The following is a 21,173-nucleotide window of genomic DNA, read 5'->3' on the forward strand; positions in this document are numbered from 1 at the left end:
TTATATGCGTATAGGAGCTATTGAAGCCGGTGGAACAAAATTTGTGTGCGGCATCGGGGATGAAAACGGGCAAATTGAAGATCGAATTAGTTTTCCAACGGAACATCCGGATCTGACGTTGCCAAAAGTGATTCAGTATTTTCAAGACAAGCAAGTAGAAGCGATCGGAATTGGATCGTTTGGTCCGATTGATATCTGTCCAGACAGCCCGACTTATGGTCATGTTACAACAACGCCTAAGCCAGGCTGGGGGAATTACGATATGCTCGGAACTTTGAAACGAGTATTCTCCGTTCCCTTTGGCTGGGACACAGACGTCAACGCGGCAGCATTTGGTGAGGTTAAGTGGGGCGCTGCTAAGGGATTGTCCAGTTGCTTGTATTATACCGTTGGCACAGGTGTAGGTGTTGGTGTGTATTCAGAAGGTAAACTTATTCATGGTCTTGTTCATCCAGAAGGGGGGCATGTCCTTACGAGGCGCCATCCTGACGATCACTTCGCAGGGGTATGCCCTTATCATGGGGATTGTCTAGAAGGAATGGCCGCGGGTCCTGCTATTGAAGCAAGGTGGGGGCTGAAGGGCCATGAACTTCCGGTGGATCACAAGGCATGGGAAATAGAAGCATTTTATATAGCTCAGTCGATTACGGGTGCCATTTTACTAAACTCTCCTCAGAAAATCATTCTGGGTGGCGGTGTAATGCAACAGTCGCAGTTGTTTCCGCTCATTCGGCAGGCTGTACTCCAGAACCTGAACGGTTATGTGAGCTCAAGCGCTATTTTGGAACACATCGATGATTATATTGTTTCACCAGGTCTAGGACAACAGGCGGGATTATGTGGTGCGCTGGCCCTTGGACTCTCAGCACGAGAAAATCATATTGCTTCCCAATAATAAATGAATATAGAGTGGCGGCCAGTGAAGTTAAAGATACTGGCCTCCTTCTTTTTTATTCAAATAAGAGATTAGTAGAAGATAAGAAAAGAGGTAAAGGAAAATGAAGAATAAATCCAAATCCACATTATGTTTTCTTATGGCTTCGGGACTTTTTATGACTTCAACAGGGGTTTATGTAGCTAACCCGGGTACTGGCTGGGCAGCGCTTGCAAATCAAGCGGCAAGTAAACAGGTAAAGGAGAGCGTTTCTATTATTGAAAGCGTTAACAAATCGAATACAAATTTGACAGGCTGGAAATTAAAAGGAAGAGGTAAACTCGAGGATACGTCAGAAGGGATTTTGCTCACTTCTGAACCAAAAGAAAATGTAATGGCCATTTCCGAAACGGTATCAGAAGATTTTATCTATGAAGCTGATGTAATGGTCAAAGATATGAAAGCGGATGCAACTTTACTCTTCCGTTCTAATGACGATGGCTGGGGTTCATATATGCTCCAAATCGTGCCTAATGCAGGCATGATCCGTTTAAGAGATGCTAGCAGTGGAGAAGGCAAACTAAAAGAAGAGCGCCGAATTTCTGTAAAGGCAGGGGAAATCTATCATCTAAAAGTAAAGGCAGAGGGTTCTTCTCTGAAAGTATATTGGGGTGATCAGTATAAACCTGTGATTGATATTCAGGATCGTACATATTCTTCCGGAAAGCTTGGACTCCACGTATGGGATGGTTCCGCATTGTTCCAAAACATCTTAGTGAGCGATTTGAAAGGAAATCTGGGTACAGTAAATGTACATAAAGGACAATGGCAACCAGATATCCGTGGTAAGAAAGGAACAGTAATAAACCAAAGTAAGGCTAGGCAAGTCTATGACAAACAGGTTGTAGATTTTGTGTATGAAGGAAATATCTCATTGAGCCCCGATTCCGCCGCAGCTCTTTCATTCCGTTCTTCAGCCGATGGAACAAGCGGATATGAAGCTACTCTGGTGAAGGAAGCAGATCAGGTTCAGGTACGTTTGACGAAAGCAAACGGAACTACGATTGCTAATTCGCAGCGGACTTATCCGAGTCAAGAAGGAGCAAAACATCATGTTGAAATCAAAGCGAAGGGAAACAGAATTCAAGTATTCGTGGATGGATATACTCCAGCAGCGATCGATGTAACAGATAAAACTTATACAAAAGGAAATGTAGGAATTGTAGTCAAACAGGGGATCGCTTACTTTCAGGATACGTATGTGACTGAAGCTAGCAGTTACTATACTGAAAAATATCGTCCTCAGTATCATTATACGCCCATTCGTGGCTCAGCCAGTGATCCGAATGGACTTGTTTACTACGAAGGAGAGTATCACCTCTTCCATCAGGATGGAGGCACGTGGGCGCATTCCGTTAGTAAAGATATGTTGAACTGGAAGCGGTTACCGATTGCGCTTCCGTGGAATGATAACGGGCATGTCTGGTCTGGGTCTGCTGTAGCTGATTTAACAAACGCATCCGGATTGTTTGGGGATTCTGGAGGAAAAGGACTCGTCGCATATTACACTTCCTACAATCCCGATGGACCGAATGGAAATCAGCGTATAGGCCTCGCATACAGCAAGGATGGAGGGCGTACTTGGGAATATTCTAAAGATCGGCCGATTGTTATCGATAACCCAGGCAAGAAAGGAGAGGACCCAGGAGGATGGGATTTCCGTGATCCGAAAGTAATTCGCGATGACGAGAACAATCGCTGGGTTATGGTTGTGTCCGGTGGAGATCATATTCGATTCTTCACATCGACAAATTTATTGGACTGGACCCTTACGGATAGTTGGGGTTTCGGTGATTACGTTCGGGGTGGAGTATGGGAATGCCCTGACTTGCTCCAGTTACCAGTAGACGGAACATCACAAAATAAATGGGTGCTGATGATCAGTACGGGGGCGAATCCAAAAACGGGCGGTTCAGATGCCGAATATTTTGTTGGAACTTTAACAGCAGATGGTAAATTCGTAAATGATAACCCGGAAGGAAAAGTGCTCAAAACGGATTTTGGTAAAGAATTTTACGCATCAATGTCGTTTTCTAACATGCCTGATCATCGCAACGTAATGATGGCATGGATGACAAATTGGGATTATCCGTTTGCTTTTCCAACGACGAATTGGAAGGGGGAGCTTTCGATCCCTAGAGAAGTCTCCTTGGTAACGACAAAAGATGGAATTAGGCTTGCTCAAAATCCGATTAAAGAATTGGGGTCATTGCGTAGTTCGCTATATTCTGTCACGAACAAGGATATAAGTCCTTCTTCTCAAAACCTACTGAAAGGGGTTGCCTCGGGAGCCTATGAGATTGAAGCAGAAATAGAAATCCCTGAAAATGGTAAGGTTACAGAGTTTGGCTTTAACGTTCGTGAGAGTGGAAATCAGAAGACGGTTGTGGCTTACAAACCGGGTGAGAACAAAATGTTCGTGGACCGTTCGGCTTCCGGAGTGACGGATTTCTCCAGTCTTTTTAGTACTTTACATGAAGCGCCGATGCAACCGGAGAACCAGCGAGTCAAAATACGTATTTTGGTTGACGAATCTTCCGTTGAAGTGTTTGGGAACGGAGGTAAAGTTGTTTTCTCCGATGTCATTTTGCCAGATCCGGCTAGCAGAGGCATGAGTTTCTACACCAAGGGTGATAATGTCAAGGTTGTATCTCTGAAAGTAAATCAACTTGGATCGGTATGGAATCAAGACTCGAATTCAACAACCAAGATTATGATGGATACAAGTGATCGTGAACTGAGCAAAGGAGAAAGCGACACACTACTTGCGATGGTGGAAAATGGACCGGGAAATGGCGCGCAGCCAGTGAAGTGGATATCTAGTAATGAAAATGTGGTAGAAATAAACGTGGTGGATAAATCTAACGCAAACATTGTAGCAAAAAAAGAGGGTGAATCCGTCATTACTGTCTCTACCCCGAATGGGAAGGCTACAGCAAGTGTGCTTGTTAAAGTCTCAGGTGGTGAATTCTATACCAATCTAAGTGGATGGAAAAAAGACCTGTCAGCAGCTTCTTGGGTTGTAAGCGAAAATGGAATTCGTGGAAATTACGCTAGCGACGCCAATTATATTGCTGAGCAAAAAGCAGGGAATTTTACTTATGAAGCAGATATGATGCTTGGGAAAACGGGTGGAGCAGGGTCGATTTTGTTCCGGGCAAGTGAGGACGGACGAAGTGGATATTATTTGAATATGGACCCGAATATGAAATCAATTCGTTTGTTTTATAAGATTGATGGCCGTTTTGAAGACCGTCAGGTGTTAGCCGAAGTTCCAAGTTTTATTCAGCCTGGTCAAACCTATAAAGTGAAAATTGAAGCGAACGGACCGCATATAGTAGTACATGTGGACGGACAGAAAGTAATAGATCTTATGGACGGTGCGTTTGCGGAAGGTCACTTTGGGCTTAATGTATTTGGGGGATATGCATCATATCAGAACGTGAATGTAAGCGGAGAAGAACCTGCGAACTTAATGACATCTAGCCTCGTTAATAGGGTGAGTAAGAAATCAATCTATACCGCAAACCTAGCAAATGGGGAAGTTGTTTCTTTGACTGACACGGCAGCTGATGATCAGAAGTGGGTGTTTGTGCCAACAGGTGATGAAGTGGGTTCCTATTCCATTCGTACAACGGCCGGCCAGGCCCTTGATCTAGACACGGGACAAAATAAAATTCAATTGTATCATTATCTTGGCTACAATAATCAGCGCTGGCTTCTTCACAAGAATGATGATGGAACGGTTAATATTACTTCTGTTTATCATCAGAAAGCACTCGAAGTATCGGAAGATGATGCGACGCTCCTTTTAAATGATCTTGATCCAACCCTTGTTCGACAAAAATGGGTGATTTCGAACTATATAGGAAGATGAAAGTGAGGAGGAGTTGCTACTTATGGCGGCTCTTTTTCTTTTTATTCAGAAACGAGTGAGATGATAAAATCAATTTTCCTAATTACAATAGAAGGGATTGTCACTATATTACCGAAATAACTTGAGAAGGGATTGTCACTATATTACCGAAATAACTTGGTAATAGAACGAAAGGGATGAATGAGAACATGCATGAACAGTTGCTCCTTTCACTTGATTTACCACAGAGAACCATTGTTTTAAGTCTACAGCCCGGTCCCTACGAGGAAATACGAAGTGGCCAAAAGAAGATAGAATTTCGCCGAAGATTTATAAATGAACCCGTAGGCGCCTTTATTTATGTCTCATCGCCTATCAAACAAATAAAAGCCTTTATCGAGTTTGGTAAGCCGGATCACGAGGAAATATCTACATTGGTATCTATTTCAGAAAAAATGAATCCAGGGACCGGAGAGAGTTTGAAGGAGTATTTTAAGGGACTGAATTCTGGGTATGCTATCCCGATCCTTTCTTTTACGGAATTCTCACCTTTATCATTAGAGTTACTAAAGGGAGGATATCATTTTACACCGCCTCAATCGTATATGAATCTGTCTGCCAATCCGCTTTTAGAAAAAGCCTTATTTCAAAAAATAAAGGGAATGAAATTAAAATAGAAGGGCTGAAGATGAAAATTCTTCAGCCCTTCTTCTTTTCTTTGTTATTATTTTGTTATTTTGTTATTATCAATATTTATTGTGTTTTGTTAAATGTATGAATCATCAATTTGTTGAATTATTTTCAAAAAAAGATAGGAAATCGGCTAATCATGCTTTATAATCAGTGTTAATAACATTGCCTCTTCTATGTAACTGTATGAAACATAGGATAACAATATATAATAATTATTTTTAATTGTTATTTTTATAGATAACAAGCATCGGTTTTGTTATGATTGCTGATTTGTTTGTTTTAGTTAAACCTGTAATCGGTAAAATAAGTACCTAATGCAGTTAGTTTTGAGAGGAGGTGTTGCGGTATTAATTGAAAGCGCTTCATGACAATACTTGAAAGTAGGCTGATTCATCCAATCGTACTCAGGAGGGAATGTATGAAACGAAAACCTTTAGTTCTTTTCCTTGTGTTGTCCATGATGATCGTATTGGTTCCGGCTAATGAATCTAAACTTACAGCAGCACCCATTATTTATGAAGCAGAAGATGCGGTTTTATCTGGTGTTGAAGTCTTAACCGAAATCGAGGGGTATTCTGGTACTGGATATGTAGGTGGTTTTGATCTAGCTGAAGATAAACTAACATTTGAAGTTTCTGTTCCAGAGACGGCTCTATATACTCTCGAGATCGGATACGCTTCTCCTTATGGTGATAAGAACACGTCACTCATAATTAATGATAAACCACAAGGTGAAGTGACACTAAGACAAACCTCAGAATTCACTCAAGTTCAGGCAGGTAAAATCCTTCTGCAAGAAGGAACAAACCATATTAGCTTTCTATCGAATTGGGGATGGTATTTTATCGATAACATTCGGTTAGAAAAAGCATCTAGTCCACCGCCGCATAACATTAATAAAGAACTTGTTAATTCAAAGGCTTCTAAAGAAGCCAAGGCACTCTATAACTACTTGAAATTTGAATATGGAAATCATATTTTATCAGGCCAACAAAATTTAGCGGACGCGAATTGGATTGCAAAAAATATCGGTAAGAAACCTGCCGTTTTAGGGCTTGACCTCATGGATTATTCACCTTCTCGCGTAGAAAGAGGGACGACTTCATCTGATGTTGAGCATGCCATTCAGTGGGATAAAGAGGGCGGAATTGTTACTTTTGCCTGGCACTGGAACGCGCCTAAAGATTTGATTGATGAACCGGGAAAAGAATGGTGGAGAGGTTTCTATACGGATGCCACTACTTTTGATCTCGAAAATGCCTTAGCTAACAAAAACTCAGAAGATTACAAGCTTTTAATTCGGGATATGGATGTTATTGCCAAGGAATTGAAACGACTTGAGAAAGCGAAAGTACCTGTTCTTTGGAGACCGCTGCATGAAGCAGAAGGCGGCTGGTTCTGGTGGGGAGCTAAAGGCCCTGAGCCTGCTAAAGAACTGTACCGGATTATGTATGATCGTTTTACAAAAGTACACAAATTGAGCAATCTCATTTGGGTGTGGAACTCGGAAAATCCAGAATGGTATCCCGGCGATGAGTATGTCGATATTGTAAGTGTTGATAGTTATCCGGCCGCAGGAGATTATGGTCCGGTCAGTAACCGGTATGAAAATCTCAAGACTCTTGTTGGTGACCGCAAGCTGGTTGCACTGACGGAGAATGGACCTATTCCCGATCCAGATTTACTACAGATTTATCGGGCAGATTGGAGCTGGTTTGTCACTTGGAACGGGAACTTTATCAACGATGGTTTGCAGAATGAACGGGAACATCTTGTGAAGGTATATGAGAGTCCTTACGTGATAACGCTCGATGAACTTCCTGATTGGAAAAAGAAATTCAAAAAATAACGAAAGTCTAGGAGCAGACCAAGTTGTTGGTTTGAAGACTATGGATCTTTCCTCTGGAAAAAAGAAGTCTGATGCTAATGGGATAGTATCCTGCTTTCCCTTAGCATCACTCATTTAAACAATACGAGATTTTTGAGAGGAGCAAGAAAAAATGCCGATTTACATAGAGAAAGAATCATTACGTTTCCATTTACAAGGGAAAACAACAAGCTATCTTATGCAAGTAGTCGATGGTTATTTGGTCCATTTATATTGGGGAAAGAAAATAAGACATGAGCAGGATTTAAGTCATGTACCAGGCGTGCCGAATCACCAAAATCTAGACCTCATTCCACAGGAATATCCGCAGTACGGAAGCGGGGATTTCAGGGAACCTGCTTATCAAGTTCAGTTAGCGGATGGAACACGGATTACAGAACTTGTCTATTCTTCCTATGAGATCACAGAAGGGAAACCTACACTGGGTGGTCTTCCTGCCGTATATACCGAATCTAATGAAGAAGCCCAGACACTTACGATTGAACTTAAGGATCTTTACACGGGGTTATCCGTTTATGTGAGCTACAGCGTTTTTCATCATATGGATTCCATTATTCGATCGGTTCGATATGAACATAAAGGGAAAGACAAGCTGCGTCTGCTTCGTGCGCTCAGCATGAGCGTAGATATGAATGTATCAGAATATGATTTTGTTTATCTAAGCGGTGCGTGGGCTAGAGAAGCAAATATCGTTAAACGCCCTCTTGGCCCAGGAAGTACACGGATTGAAAGCAAACGAGGTATGAGCAGTCATCAACTGAATCCTTTCATGGCACTTGCCAGCAAAGGGACTAATGAAACTGTAGGAGAAGTTTATGGTTTTAGTATGGTTTATAGCGGTAATTTCATGGGATCAGCGGAAGTAGACCCTCATCGAAAAGTCAGAATTCAAATGGGAATCAATCCGTTTGATTTTGATTGGCTGCTTTCACCAGGTGAATCTTTCCAGACCCCAGAAGTGGTTATGGTTTATTCTTCCGAAGGGTATGGGGGGATGTCAAGAACGTACCACAAGCTTTACCGAACTAGACTTGCCAGAGGCAAGTATCGTGATAAAGAACGTCCGATCCTCGTGAATAACTGGGAAGCAACGTATTTTAACTTTACTGCTGACAAGATTGAAGATATTGCCAAAGCGGGGGCAGATCTCGGGATTGAACTATTTGTTCTGGATGATGGCTGGTTTGGCAAACGGAATGATGATACGACTTCACTTGGAGATTGGACCGTAGATCGAAACAAACTTCCGAATGGATTAACGGATTTAGCTGAGAAAATTAATCAGAAAGGACTTCAGTTTGGACTATGGGTGGAGCCAGAGATGGTATCTCCAGACAGTGATTTATATCGAAGTCATCCGGACTGGTGTCTCCATGCGGAAGGGAGAAGAAGAACACTTGCCAGAACGCAGCTCGTTCTCGATCTGTCACGGCCTGAGGTGAGGGATTATCTTTATCAGGCACTAAGCGATATTTTTGAAAGTGTACCGATCTCCTATATCAAATGGGATATGAACCGTGGACTATCTGAGATCGCATCAGCAGCAGCATCTCCAGAACATCAGGGTGAAATTGCTCATAGGTATGTACTCGGATTGTATGATCTGCTAGCAAAACTAACGACGAAGTTTCCGTACATTCTTTTTGAAAGCTGCGCAAGCGGTGGTGGTAGATTTGATCCGGGGATGCTTTACTATATGCCGCAAACATGGACAAGTGATAATACGGATGCGGTAGAAAGATTAAAAATTCAATATGGGACAAGTCTTGTATACCCTGCTAGTGCCATTGGAGCTCACGTCTCGGCTGTGCCGAATCATCAGTTAGGCAGATCTACTTTACTCTCGATGAGAGGGAATGTAGCGATGTCGGGCAATTTTGGATATGAACTGGATTTGACCAAGTTTTCAGAAGAGGAGAAAGAAGAGGTTCGAGCTCAGGTTTCACAGTACAAAAGATTTCGCAGTTTAGTTCAGCAAGGGGAACAATTCAGACTACTTAGTCCGTTTGAAGGGAATGAAGCAAGCTGGATGTTTGTTTCTGCTGATCAAAGTGAAGCGATATTGTTTTATTTTAAAGTGCTGGCGGAGCCATATGCTCTTCCGAGCCTGATCAAACTGCAAGGACTTGACCCCGAAGCTGCCTATGATATCGAAGGTACAGGCACATATGGTGGAGATCTTCTGATGAACGTTGGATTAACGATCCCCGTTCCTCACGGTGATTTTGGAAGTCATGTGTTTTATATGAAGAAGGGGGGATAAGTATATGTCGGATAATACAAATCAGCAAAATCTTATAAAGTATGTAGATGAACAAGCAACAGAAGAAACGAAATCATTATTCTCTTTTTTAATGAATATATCGGGAGATTACATGCTATTTGGTCACCAAAATGATACTACAGAAAGGGTAGTGCAGAGTGCGCTAGGAGATTCAGATACGTATAATTCAGTAGGGGCTTATCCAGCGGTATTTGGAGTTAGTATGACAAGCGATACCAAGCGTCTTACAAGTTTAATTCAAGATTTGCATATAAAAGGCGGGATTATAACACTGGAAGATCATATGCCGAACTTTACTACGGGGAATAGTTTTTATGATGTAACTCCTTGTGTAGCGCATATTCTTCCAGGAGGAAAAGACCATGCTAAGTTTTTGCAACGACTGGATGAGACGGCACTTGCAGCGAAAGGAGCAGTTGACTCAGAAGGGACACCTATTCCTATCATTTATCGCCCTTTTCATGAAAATTCAGGTTCTTGGTTTTGGTGGGGGGCTTCCTCAGCGACGAAGGAAGAGTTTACAAAGTTATGGCATTTCACCATTGATTACTTAAGGGATACCTGCGGTGTGCATCAATTTTTATATGCCTATTCTCCCAATGGACATTTTGCTAGTAGCGAGGAGTACCTCGATCGTTATCCTGGAGATGATTATGTTGATATCTTGGGCTTTGACGTATACGATGACAAACCGACTTATGATAGCGATTGGATGAAGAAAACAGTGAAAGATGCCGAGATCGTCGTTAGTCTTGCGACAGCGAGATCCAAAGTAGCGGCCATTACTGAAGTAGGTATGCGCTGGAATGCGGAAGATGGGCTCAAATTAGACGGTAATACGGTGCCTGACTGGTTCACTTTGCTCCATGATCATCTTATCGCAAGTGAGAAAGCAAAATACGTTGCTTATCTGATGACGTGGAGGAATGACAACCAGGGTATGGGTAACCCGCCTGCGCATTTTTGGGTTCCGTTTCGTAACCATCCTGAATATGGTGATCATGAGATGTTATCTGATTTCATTCGATTTTATGAGCGAGAAAACGTTATATTTGCGGACCGATTAAATAGTCTGAAGGATAAAGCAATGCACAAAAGTAGGATAAATATCACATAACCATAGAAAAAAGAGGAGAAATTTGTCATTTTTGTAATCCTTATATTTAAATCCTTTACATGATATGGTAATCTTTTAAAAAGGCGGCTTCTATGCCTTAGAATTCTTACGAAAGCGATATCATTTCTAAAGTAGAGGAGATGTAACGATGCCGAAAACTCCGTTATTTATCGTAACTGGTGCAAGTTGTGTTGGTAAAACGTCTGTTATCCCTTATGTGCGTAGTCAGCTTTCAGAATTTGATGTGTTTGATATGGATTTAGAAGGAGCATTAAACCCTGAGCATGCGATCGACCACTGGTTGAAAGTTGCTTATCAGATCTCATTAAGTGATCGGGGAACTGTTTTATTTGGAACCATCACCCCCGAAGCCGTGCAAAAAAGTGAGATCAAAAATCGATTCAGCCATATCTACTATATAAATCTGCATTGTGATGATGAAGTACGTGCAAAACGTTTACGAGAGAAAGGGGCAGAAGAGGGACAGATCCAGAAGCATGCTATTCTTGCTAACTGGTTTATTCAAAATGCAGATTCTGCTTTTACTCCGCCTATTTCAACAATCGATACTTCACAGCACTCTCCAGAACAGTGTGCGAAATACATCCGAAAATGGGTGCTTAAATATTGGAGTTCTCGTTATCCTTTGGAAATACGTGCTAACTAGTCAAGAAAATCAATCCCAAACGATAGCTAATAGCTATCGTTTGTTTCATTGCATAAATATAATCGATATTGCTATATCTTCTATAGCCTCGCAGGTGAAAAAGGAATATAATGAATAATTATCAACAATTTATGAATCGTGAATCTTTTTATATCGTCTTCCTTGTTCTCAACCATGTTAGTGCTTAAATTCCATAAATGTGAGGTTGATTATGTCCATGATCATTGAAAGACTGGATTCAGAAGAAACGGCTCTAAGTTGGAAGAAAGCGTTTGAACAACATAAAATTGTGCGCCCAGACTCTTTTTATGAACAGTGTTTGCACGAAAATAGAATTGGACTCCGAGTTACTTTGCTCGTCTATTTGGATGGAGGGAAGCTTGCGGGGTGTGCGCATTTGAAATTTGAATCCGATTACCTATATTTTAAGTCGCAAGGAATTCCAGAAATTAATGATGTTAACATTTTCCCGGAATTTCGTCGAAGAGGGATTGGGAACCAGTTGATTGAAGAATTCGAGAGCATTGCCGCTTACAACGCATATGATAGTATCGGAATTGGTATGGGTTTACATAAGGAATTTGGTGCAGCACAGCGTATTTACTGTAAAAGGGGATATGTTCCTGACGGAAATGGAGTCATGTATGAGCATCGGGAAGTTTCCGAAGGTGAAACGGTGCAAGTGAACGATGATTTGCTTCTTTATTTTGTGAAAGAACTAGGTGTTCCGGGAATATAACGAGACGGTCAGATGCCATGCCGTTATATATAGTGATAAAGTATGGAAACTGACCGTAGGTTAGTAGAATCACGGTCTTTTTTTGGATTCGGAAAGAGAAGGAGTAGATACCCCATGCTGATTCGAATGATTACTCCACAGGATGCAGGAGCACTCTTACGATTGAACAATCAATTGGATGATGAAACAAAGTTTATGTTATTTGAACCCGGGGAGAGAAAAACAACGGTTGAAATGCAGGGAAAAGCAATTTCTTCTATGCTAGGCAGTGGTCACTCTACCATTATCGTTGCCGAGCAGAATGGAACACTCGTTGGACAAATCACGATCGTTGGTTCATCACTAGCAAGAAAGAAACATTCGGCTTACATAGTAATAGGAATTAAACAGGAATATACCGGTGAGGGACTCGGTAGTAAACTTTTCTCTGCTATGGAGAATTGGTGCAAGGAGAAAGGCGTGCATCGCCTAGAGCTTACCGTGATGAAACATAATACAGCTGCATTACGTTTGTACGAGAAGTCTGGATTTAGAATAGAAGGGTCGAAAATGCACTCTCTCTTTATAGACGGCGAATATATAGATGAATATTGTATGGCAAAATACCTGTAAAAAGACCGTGCCCGGATTTTAATCCTGTACTGTCTTTTTTTATTCACAAATTTGCAAATAATGGCAGAATGGAGCTATGATATGTGTATTAAACAAGCAGGGAGCGTGATCTAACCGATGGATTCGAAAGAGCGATTCTCAGAGCGTGTAGATACCTATGTGAAGTACCGTCCTAGTTATCCGGTAGAGGCTGTGGATTACCTCTATGATACAGTCGGGATCAGTCAGAAAAGTATCCTTGCCGATATTGGTGCGGGTACGGGGATTATGTCCGAATTATTGCTTGCTAGAGGCAGCAAGGTCATTGCTGTAGAACCTAACGCAGACATGCGTCAAAAGGCTGAAAAACGTCTGTCTAATAATCCGAACTTTCGTACTCAGCCTTGTTCGGCTGAAGAAACCGGACTCGATGATCAGTCCGTTGATGCTATCATTTGTGCACAATCTTTTCATTGGTTCAATAAACAGGCCGCAAAAATTGAATTTCAGCGCATTTTAAAGCCGAAAGGCAAAGCAATACTCATATGGAATTCTAGGCTAACGGAAGGAAGCGAATTTCTAACGGGTTATGAACAGCTCTTGCATGAATATGGTACAGACTATGAAGATGTAAAACATACGAATATAACAACCGAGCAGTTTGATTCATTCTTTAAGGAAGGAACACTGCAGCTGAAAGAATTTGCGAATAGACAAATTTTTGATTACGAAGGGCTAAAAGGCAGACTTCTTTCCTCTTCGTATAGTCCGGTTCCGGGACATCCCAAACATGAACCAATGCTTCATGAACTGCAGTCTTTATTTGATCGAACTCAGAAGAATAACGAAGTTTATTTTGATTATGGTACTCAGGTTTTCTGGGGAGAGGTATAAATCATATTTTCTTTAAAATAGTTTAATTTACAATGCAGACAAGGGAAGATTGTCGTATTGAAATAGAAAGGAATAAGAAGAGATTGTACAGGACAATGAAGACAAACCTTTTTTATGTAGCTGCGGGAATATACATTGGTATCGCAATTGTATCTTTTATTCCTTGGGTGCAAATCGGTACAAAGATTACTGCATATAGCAGTATCATCGCCTTATTTATTACAATCTATGACTCTTCTAAAGTAAGTTACCAAATAGCTAGAACAGTAGGAAATCCGCAAAATCAAAAGTTTCATTATATTTTTATGTTATCGATGAAGATATTGATGATCATCTCACCATTTGCCCTGCTGTATTGGATTAACTATGAAGACGATGAAGCAGTGATATCAAAAATAAGTAATTATGTGACTTTTGCTGCTATTGGCGTTGTGTTTTTTACAAGAGGTATGGAATTAAAAAAACAACCAAAACACGAGCTCAAGTAAATTTAGACCACTTGATAAAAGCCATGGATCGAAGTCTAAGACCTATATGGGAAGAGGTATAAAAAAGGAGGTCTATTGTAATAGCGGTAAGTGGAAATCTATCTGTCGTCATTCGTAAATTAAGGCCGGAAGATGCAGGACTTCTCGAAAAATGGTTATCAGATCAAGAAGTACTTCAATATTATGAAGGCCGAGACCGTCCTCATGATGCTGAGCTTGTTCAGCGTCATTTTTATGAGAATAAGGATGAGGTTCACGCTTGTATTATTCAGTATAATGCAGTGGATATTGGATATATCCAGTATTATGAAATAAAGTCTGAAGAAGCAGAAGAGGTTGGATTAGCGATACATCCGGGGGAACTTGTCTATGGAATGGATCAATTCATTGGTGAAGCATCATACTGGAATCGGGGAATTGGTACGAAATTGCTGGAGTTCATGATCCGTTATCTGACTAGAGAATGTGGAGTTGACCGCATTATAATGGACCCGCAAGAGTGGAATCAAAGAGCAATACATGTGTATGAAAAAGTAGGCTTTCGGAAAGTGAAATTGTTATCAAATCATGAATGGCATGAAGGAACATATAGGGATTGTTGGCTTATGGAGTTTGCCGTTCAGAAGGAATAGTAGTTAAACATATAATATATAAGTAGAAATATGGTCATAGCAAAGATATGGCTATATTTTTTATATTCATATCGATAATGATTTTCAATATCAATATATTGAAGGGATAGAATCCAACGAGATATGCTCACCTAAGATGAACTGTCCGATACATAAACATGAGGTTTTCAAGGGGAAATCAAATGCAAAAAGAACTTAAACTGTACGATGTTACAATCATCCAAATTGAAAGAATTCATCGAACGGACAGAAGAACAAGATGATGAATCAATCAAAACAGCTTCGAACTAACAGAGCTGCTTTTCCATACCAAGCTGGAGGAGAGACATCAGTTTACCATAATATGAATTATGTAGTTAAAAATTAAAATAAGGGGTTCCTTTTATAATCCTCCTTTCTTATGATGGAAATAGAGAAAATCTGCTAAAACTGGTTCGATTGTACGTATGATGTTTAGTAGGTTACAAGTTCTCTTTGCATGGATAGGAATATATATTGAGGAGGTTTCTGCATGGTGAAAGTACAAGAACGTCGGCATCTAGTCTTAATTGGCAACGGGATGGCTGGGATCAACACGGTGGAACAGATATTAAAACTGGCGCCCAGCACCTACAGGATCACCGTATTTGGGAGCGAGCCTTATCCCAACTACAATCGTATTCAGTTATCGTACGTGCTAGAGAAGAGTAAAGCAGTAGAAGACATTATTCTGAACGACTGGGATTGGTATTTAGAGAACGAAATAGAGCTGTATACGGGAACGACAGTAACGCATATTGATACGGAACAAAAAATCGTGAAGGCAGACAATGGTATAGAGGTTCCATATGACACACTTATTATTGCAACCGGTTCCAACCCGTTTATGCTTCCTGTTCCAGGAGCGGATAAAGAAGGAATTGTAGGTTTCCGAGATATCGCAGATTGTGAGAACATGCTGCATGCAGCAGATCAGTACAAGAAGGCTGCTGTTATTGGCGGGGGCTTGCTCGGCTTGGAGGCGGCCAAGGGGCTGCTTAAACTGGGGATGGATGTGACAGTGGTCCATCTGTTTGAGGAGATAATGGAACGACAGCTTGATCATACCGCCTCACTGATGCTTCAGGCAGAGCTGGAAAGCCAAGGCTTGAAATTTGCTACCGGCAAACAGACCGAGGAGTTTCTGGGTGATGACCGGGTCAGCGGTCTTCGTTTTTCCGACGGAACGACGCTGGATGCGGAATTCGTAGTCATGGCGGTGGGGATCAGGCCAAACACTGCATTAGCCAAGGAAAGCGGTATTTCGGTTAATCGCGGTATTCTTGTGGATGATTATATGCGTACTTCAGCACCGGATGTATATGCGGTAGGGGAGTGTAACGAGCATCGGGGCACTACATATGGGCTCGTAGCTCCGCTGTTTGAGCAAGGGGCTGTTCTTGCGAAGTATCTGTGCGGAGTGGATACGAAGCCGTATGAAGGATCTGTGGTATCTACTCAGCTGAAAATATCTGGCGTAGACGTGTTCTCCGCTGGTGAGTTTATGGATGCAGAAGGGCTGTCTATTGTGCGGATGCATGATGACTGGTTACGTATTTACAAAAAAGTGCTGCTGCGCGGCGGACGGATCGTCGGCGGTGTTCTGGTCGGTGACGGAAAGGAATCCTCCAGACTGCAGCAATGGATTCGAACAGGCACTGTGATGACAGAAGCCATTCATAATGCGATTGTGGGACATGCCTCGGTCGAAACCGAGAATACGGCCGCAGAGCTGGCGGATGAGGAAATCGTATGCGGTTGTAATGGTGTGACGAAGAAGCACATTGTGGATGCCATTAACGAAAAAGGATTAACCACGGTGGAAGAGATCAAGGTGGCAACAAGTGCATCGCGTTCTTGTGGAGGCTGCAGACCTGTTGTAGAGCAGATTCTTCAATATGTGCTCGGGGACAAATATGATTCAGCGGCGGCGAAACAGGAAGCAATCTGTTCTTGTACCACACTGAGCAGAGATGAAGTCGTGACGGCCATTAAAGAAAAGGGACTGATCACATCTAAAGAAGTAAGGTATGCGCTGGAATGGGATAACCCGGAGGGCTGCTCCAAATGTCGACCTGCGCTGAACTACTATCTGGGTATGATCTGGCCGGCTGAGCATGTGGACGAAAAGGATTCACGTTTTGTGAATGAACGTATGCATGCGAACATCCAGAAGGACGGAACATTTGGCGTTGTGCCGCGGATGTATGGCGGGGTAACCACACCAGACGATCTCAGACTTATTGCTGATATTGCGGTGAAATACAACGTCAAGCTGGTTAAGGTAACGGGTGGTCAGCGGCTTGACCTGCTTGGGGTCAAAAAGGAGGACCTGCCGAAGATCTGGAAGGACCTTGGCATGCCGTCCGGTTATGCGTATGCGAAGGCGCTGCGTACGGTGAAGACCTGCGTGGGATCACAGTTCTGCCGATTTGGCACGAAAGATTCGATGGGAATGGGAATATTGCTCGAGAAGAAATTCGAGCGGTTAGATATGCCAGCCAAATTCAAGCTTGCTGTAAACGGCTGTCCTCGTAACTGCGCAGAGTCATCAACCAAGGATATTGGGATCGTCGGCAATGAGGGGGCTTGGGAAATTTATGTTGGCGGTAATGGCGGGATTAAAGCCCGACTTGCAGAACTGCTGTGCAAGGTGCGAACAGATGAAGAACTTCTGGATATTGTCTCCGCGTTCATGCAGTACTACCGGGAGACAGGCAAATACTTGGAGCGGACCTCGGATTGGATCGAACGGATAGGACTTGAGTCCGTCACCGAAGCTGTAGTCAATGATCTGGATAACCGCCGGGCTTTGGCTGAGCGAATGGAGGTCGCCCTGGCGCAGGTGAAGGAACCTTGGAGTGAAATCCTGAATAATTCAAATTTAAGGGAACGGATGTTTGAAGAGATCAGTGTCTCCACGAAACAGGACTAGAAATAGGAAGGGGCTGCAAGATGGAACCGATATTGAATAGAGACGAATATACGTATTACCTAATTGGCAATGTGGATGATTTCACGGAGAGATTGGGACGGGTTGTGCGCTTGGGTAAGGAAGAAATTGCGGTATTCAAGACAACGGACGGACAAATCTGTGCACTTGAGAATAAAAGCCCTGGGCCGCGCGGAGGCACGATTGCAGAAGGAATTATATCCGGGGAGGTCCTGTTCGACCCGATCTGTGACTGGAAAATTTCGCTGACGGATGGTCAGGTGCTTGATCCTGATACGGGTCAGGTTCTGACCTATCCGGTTCATGTTCTCGGAAACGAGGTACGAGTTGGATTACTTAAGAATGGGGGAGGGCTGTTCCATGAGTAAAGATCTTCAGAACAAAAAAATTGTCATTGCCGGGTCGCAAAAGACGGAAGAAATGGCTGAGATTATTGAACGAAGAGGTGGAATCCCCCTTGTCCGGTCACTTCAGGGATTAACGGATTCTGATCCGGTTGAAGTGGAAGAGGATGTAAAGCGTTTTACCCGGCAGGGGGCAGACTGGTTTATTTTCACGACAGGTATTGGATTTGAAGCCATGATTCAAGCTGCGGAGAGGCTTAATGCCGTATCTGAATTCGAAAAGAGATTGAAAGAAACTAAGATCGCTTGCCGTGGTTACAAAACAAACGCCTATTTAAAGAGATCGGGTATTCATCCGGTCGTCTGTGATGACGATGGAACGATTGCAAGTATGATCGAAAAGCTTGAGGTGTTTGATTTTACCGATCAAAAGGTGTGGATTCAGCTTCATGGCGAGTTGTCCTCGCAGTTACATCATTTCATCCAAAGCAAGGGCAGCATGGATGTTCAGGTCGTACTGCCTTATCGTTATCATGCTCCTGAGCAGGAGACGCTTGCATCGCTTATGAATGAACTGATTCAGCGAGAAGTGGATGCCGTTTGTTTCACGACAAGAGTTCAAGTCGGATATTTATTTGATTACGCGAAAGAACATGGACGTGAAGAAGAGTTGAAATCCGTCTTTGAACAGGATGTGCTGGCTGCTGCTGTCGGCAAAGTAACGGCTGAAGCGCTTCAAGATAAAGGGGTAAGCCGGATTATCGTGCCGGAGAAAGAACGAATGGGTGCTTTAATTGTGGAAATCGCGAATTATTATGAAGGTCAGCTAAATGAAGTAAAGGCAGATTAAAAGCGGAGAACACAACATTTGGAGTAAAGGTTGGAATACAAGGGTTGCCTCACTCGGGGTGTTAGCGAGTCGGACAGCTTTTGCTTTTTTCTATAAATAAGAGAGTTGTTTGATTAATAGCAACACTAAGAAGAGGTGAGATATGCAGATACACAAAAGCACATCTGGTCTGAATAAAAGTGGAGAAGAAGCTATGAATAAGCAGGCGTCAAAAGGCTGTTCATCTCGTCACTATACGGTGGCTCAGGATGGAAGTGGTGATTTTTCTACCATTCAGGCTGCAATTAACGCGGTGCCGGACAATGCTAGCGATGAGTCGGAGATCCGAATTAAGCAAGGTGTTTACTATGAGAAGCTTTATATTGAAAAGCCTAAGATTCATCTAATCGGTGCGGGAGCTGAACAAACGGTTATTACTTATGATGATTATGCGTTGAAGAAGTTCCCTGACGGGGAGATGTATCATACTTTCCATTCATATACGACCTTCATTGGAGAAGATGATTTCACAGCAGAGGGACTCTCTTTCGTGAATTCTGCCGGTCCCGGCAAGGATGTTGGGCAGGCCCTTGCCATATACGTGGATGGGGACCGTGCAGCCTTCCGAAGTTGCCGCTTTATCGGGCATCAGGATACGATCTTCACCGGACCGCTCCCGCCGCAGCCGATTGACCGGAGCTTTTTCGGGGGGCCGCGCGATGGCGCAGAACGCCGGAAACTTCGTCAGTATTATGAGGATTGTTATATTGAAGGTGATGTTGATTTTATTTTCGGCTCGGCTACAGCTGTATTTAAGGGCTGTGAAATCTTTGCCAAGAATCGTTTATCCAATATTGCAGCAGTAGAGAATGAGGTGAATGGCTGGATTACAGCGGCCTCTACACCAGAAGACATCCGTTATGGATATGTATTCATGGATTGTACGCTGGAGAGCAATGCTCCCCCGCAATCGGTATACCTCGGTAGGCCGTGGCGAAATCATGCCAAGGTGTGTTTCCTCAACTGCTGGATGGGTGCTCATGTGAAACAGGAGGGCTGGCATAACTGGAACAAAACGGATGCAGAATCTACTGCTTTATTTGCTGAATTTAATAGTGCTGGTCCGGGAGCTGGGAGTAAAAATGGGCGGGTCTCGTGGGCTACGATGCTGACTGAGGAGGAAGCATCTGAGTATACAGTGTCTCACATTCTATCCGGTAGCGATGACTGGCTTCCCTTCAGTCAGGCTATAAAATAATGAAATGGAGTAGGACCATATAATTATGTTTGATAAGATCAGTAGTTAAAGGGATTTATCGTTTTAATATAATAGTAAGAAAACAGGTCAAACATATACGTACAGATTAGATCTATAATGATATTCTTAGTGTAGTAAGCGCGGGATGATCCTGCGCTTTTTGCTTTTCTATGGAATATCCAGCATTGGAAAGACTATTTAATTGCCGTTTCCAGAAGGCTGTGATCAAAAGAATAAAAGAACTGTTTGTATTTGAAGATGATAGCTTGACCAAAAGTTTTTTACTACGTACGTGGATATGTGCATCTCAATCACTTCGATAATTTAACTAAGGTTTTAAATTATCAATTAATGATATCCTCTAACTGTACAGATGGTGAGATATACGTTAATTTTTATGCATAAAAAGAAGTGGAGCTTTATTTCTATTAACTTAGTTATTATTGCGTCATACCAGCTAAAATTCTATTTTAATAGATATTGATTAACCATATTTCATATGGGATAATTTACTATTAGAAAAACGCTGTTCAATATGATATATTAAATATGTACTCTTAAGAAAGAGACTATCAGAATGTGTATCTGATGCATTAATTAAGATATTTAATTCATTTTTAAATGATGGTTTTTATTACCAGTTGAATGATTTATTAAAATATGATAAATTATAAATCCGGTCGAAAAACGCCGGAAAGATTGATCTTTGAAAACTGAACAACGAGGAGTTTTACGCAAGTAAAACTCGTGAGTGAATTAATACAAATTCAATTTGTTGGTCATAACAAATTGAATAGAGAACTTTAAGTTCTCGTCAGCATTTTCTAAATGAGCATATCGTTCTCAACGATATTTTGAAGGTTAGATATTTTCTTGAAGTTATTCAAGAAGTGTTTGACTCGAAAAATCTATATTGGAGAGTTTGATCCTGGCTCAGGACGAACGCTGGCGGCGTGCCTAATACATGCAAGTCGAGCGGAGTCGATGA

16 protein-coding genes and 1 rRNA gene are annotated in these 21,173 nt (G+C 42.2%); all 17 read left to right on the top strand.

What is annotated here, in order from left to right; genetic code table 11:
* The first annotated feature begins 4 nt into the window (after positions 1–4).
* Positions 5–895: an ROK family protein gene (locus H9647_RS04885; protein ID WP_191798569.1), complete on the top strand. Its 891-nt coding sequence runs from the start codon at positions 5–7 to the stop codon at positions 893–895.
* A 139-nt stretch (positions 896–1,034) separates the two neighbouring features.
* Entirely contained in the window at positions 1,035–4,811 is a 3,777-nt protein-coding gene (locus H9647_RS04890) for a GH32 C-terminal domain-containing protein (protein ID WP_225229041.1), read from the top strand.
* 176 nt (positions 4,812–4,987) lie between these two features.
* Positions 4,988–5,467 (top strand): hypothetical protein, encoded by a 480-nt coding sequence (locus H9647_RS04895; protein WP_191798571.1) that lies wholly within the window; start codon positions 4,988–4,990, stop codon positions 5,465–5,467.
* A 434-nt stretch (positions 5,468–5,901) separates the two neighbouring features.
* Positions 5,902–7,332 carry a glycosyl hydrolase gene (locus tag H9647_RS04900; protein WP_318245255.1) on the top strand — a complete coding sequence of 477 codons (1,431 nt, stop codon included), beginning with the start codon at positions 5,902–5,904 and terminating at the stop codon, positions 7,330–7,332.
* Between the two features lie 151 nt (positions 7,333–7,483).
* Positions 7,484–9,634 (top strand): alpha-galactosidase, encoded by a 2,151-nt coding sequence (locus H9647_RS04905; protein WP_191798573.1) that lies wholly within the window; start codon positions 7,484–7,486, stop codon positions 9,632–9,634.
* 4 nt (positions 9,635–9,638) lie between these two features.
* The gene (locus H9647_RS04910; RefSeq protein ID WP_191798574.1) at positions 9,639–10,772 is read left to right on the top strand and encodes a glycoside hydrolase family 26 protein; all 1,134 of its coding nucleotides are present in this window, start codon (positions 9,639–9,641) and stop codon (positions 10,770–10,772) included.
* Between the two features lie 148 nt (positions 10,773–10,920).
* On the top strand, positions 10,921–11,439 hold the full coding sequence (locus H9647_RS04915) for a DEAD/DEAH box helicase family protein (RefSeq protein WP_191798575.1): 519 nt from the start codon (positions 10,921–10,923) through the stop codon (positions 11,437–11,439).
* A 211-nt stretch (positions 11,440–11,650) separates the two neighbouring features.
* Entirely contained in the window at positions 11,651–12,178 is a 528-nt protein-coding gene (locus H9647_RS04920) for a GNAT family N-acetyltransferase (protein WP_191798576.1), read from the top strand.
* 117 nt (positions 12,179–12,295) lie between these two features.
* The gene (locus tag H9647_RS04925; protein WP_191798676.1) at positions 12,296–12,790 is read left to right on the top strand and encodes a GNAT family N-acetyltransferase; all 495 of its coding nucleotides are present in this window, start codon (positions 12,296–12,298) and stop codon (positions 12,788–12,790) included.
* A 117-nt stretch (positions 12,791–12,907) separates the two neighbouring features.
* Positions 12,908–13,663, top strand: coding sequence for a class I SAM-dependent methyltransferase (locus H9647_RS04930; RefSeq protein ID WP_191798577.1), 756 nt, complete (start codon positions 12,908–12,910; stop codon positions 13,661–13,663).
* 95 nt (positions 13,664–13,758) lie between these two features.
* A complete protein-coding gene (locus H9647_RS04935; protein WP_191798578.1) occupies positions 13,759–14,151 on the top strand; it encodes a hypothetical protein in 393 nt (130 codons plus the stop codon).
* Between the two features lie 110 nt (positions 14,152–14,261).
* A complete protein-coding gene (locus tag H9647_RS04940; protein WP_318245263.1) occupies positions 14,262–14,783 on the top strand; it encodes a GNAT family N-acetyltransferase in 522 nt (173 codons plus the stop codon).
* Between the two features lie 511 nt (positions 14,784–15,294).
* Positions 15,295–17,736, top strand: a complete 2,442-nt coding sequence (gene nirB / locus H9647_RS04945; RefSeq protein WP_191798579.1) for a nitrite reductase large subunit NirB — start codon at positions 15,295–15,297, stop codon at positions 17,734–17,736.
* Positions 17,737–17,756: 20 nt separating this feature from the next.
* A complete protein-coding gene (locus tag H9647_RS04950; RefSeq protein ID WP_191798580.1) occupies positions 17,757–18,122 on the top strand; it encodes a nitrite reductase (NAD(P)H) small subunit in 366 nt (121 codons plus the stop codon).
* A complete protein-coding gene (locus H9647_RS04955; RefSeq protein ID WP_191798581.1) occupies positions 18,115–18,948 on the top strand; it encodes a uroporphyrinogen-III synthase in 834 nt (277 codons plus the stop codon). The genes H9647_RS04950 and H9647_RS04955 overlap by 8 nt, the downstream gene beginning before the upstream one ends.
* Positions 18,949–19,090: 142 nt before the next feature.
* Positions 19,091–20,185 (top strand): pectinesterase family protein, encoded by a 1,095-nt coding sequence (locus tag H9647_RS04960; RefSeq protein WP_225229042.1) that lies wholly within the window; start codon positions 19,091–19,093, stop codon positions 20,183–20,185.
* Between the two features lie 910 nt (positions 20,186–21,095).
* Positions 21,096–21,173, top strand: a 16S ribosomal RNA gene (locus H9647_RS04965); the annotation flags it as partial.

It is taken from the genome of Paenibacillus gallinarum (genome assembly GCF_014836635.1).
Classification (GTDB): Bacteria; Bacillota; Bacilli; order Paenibacillales; family Paenibacillaceae; genus Paenibacillus; species Paenibacillus gallinarum.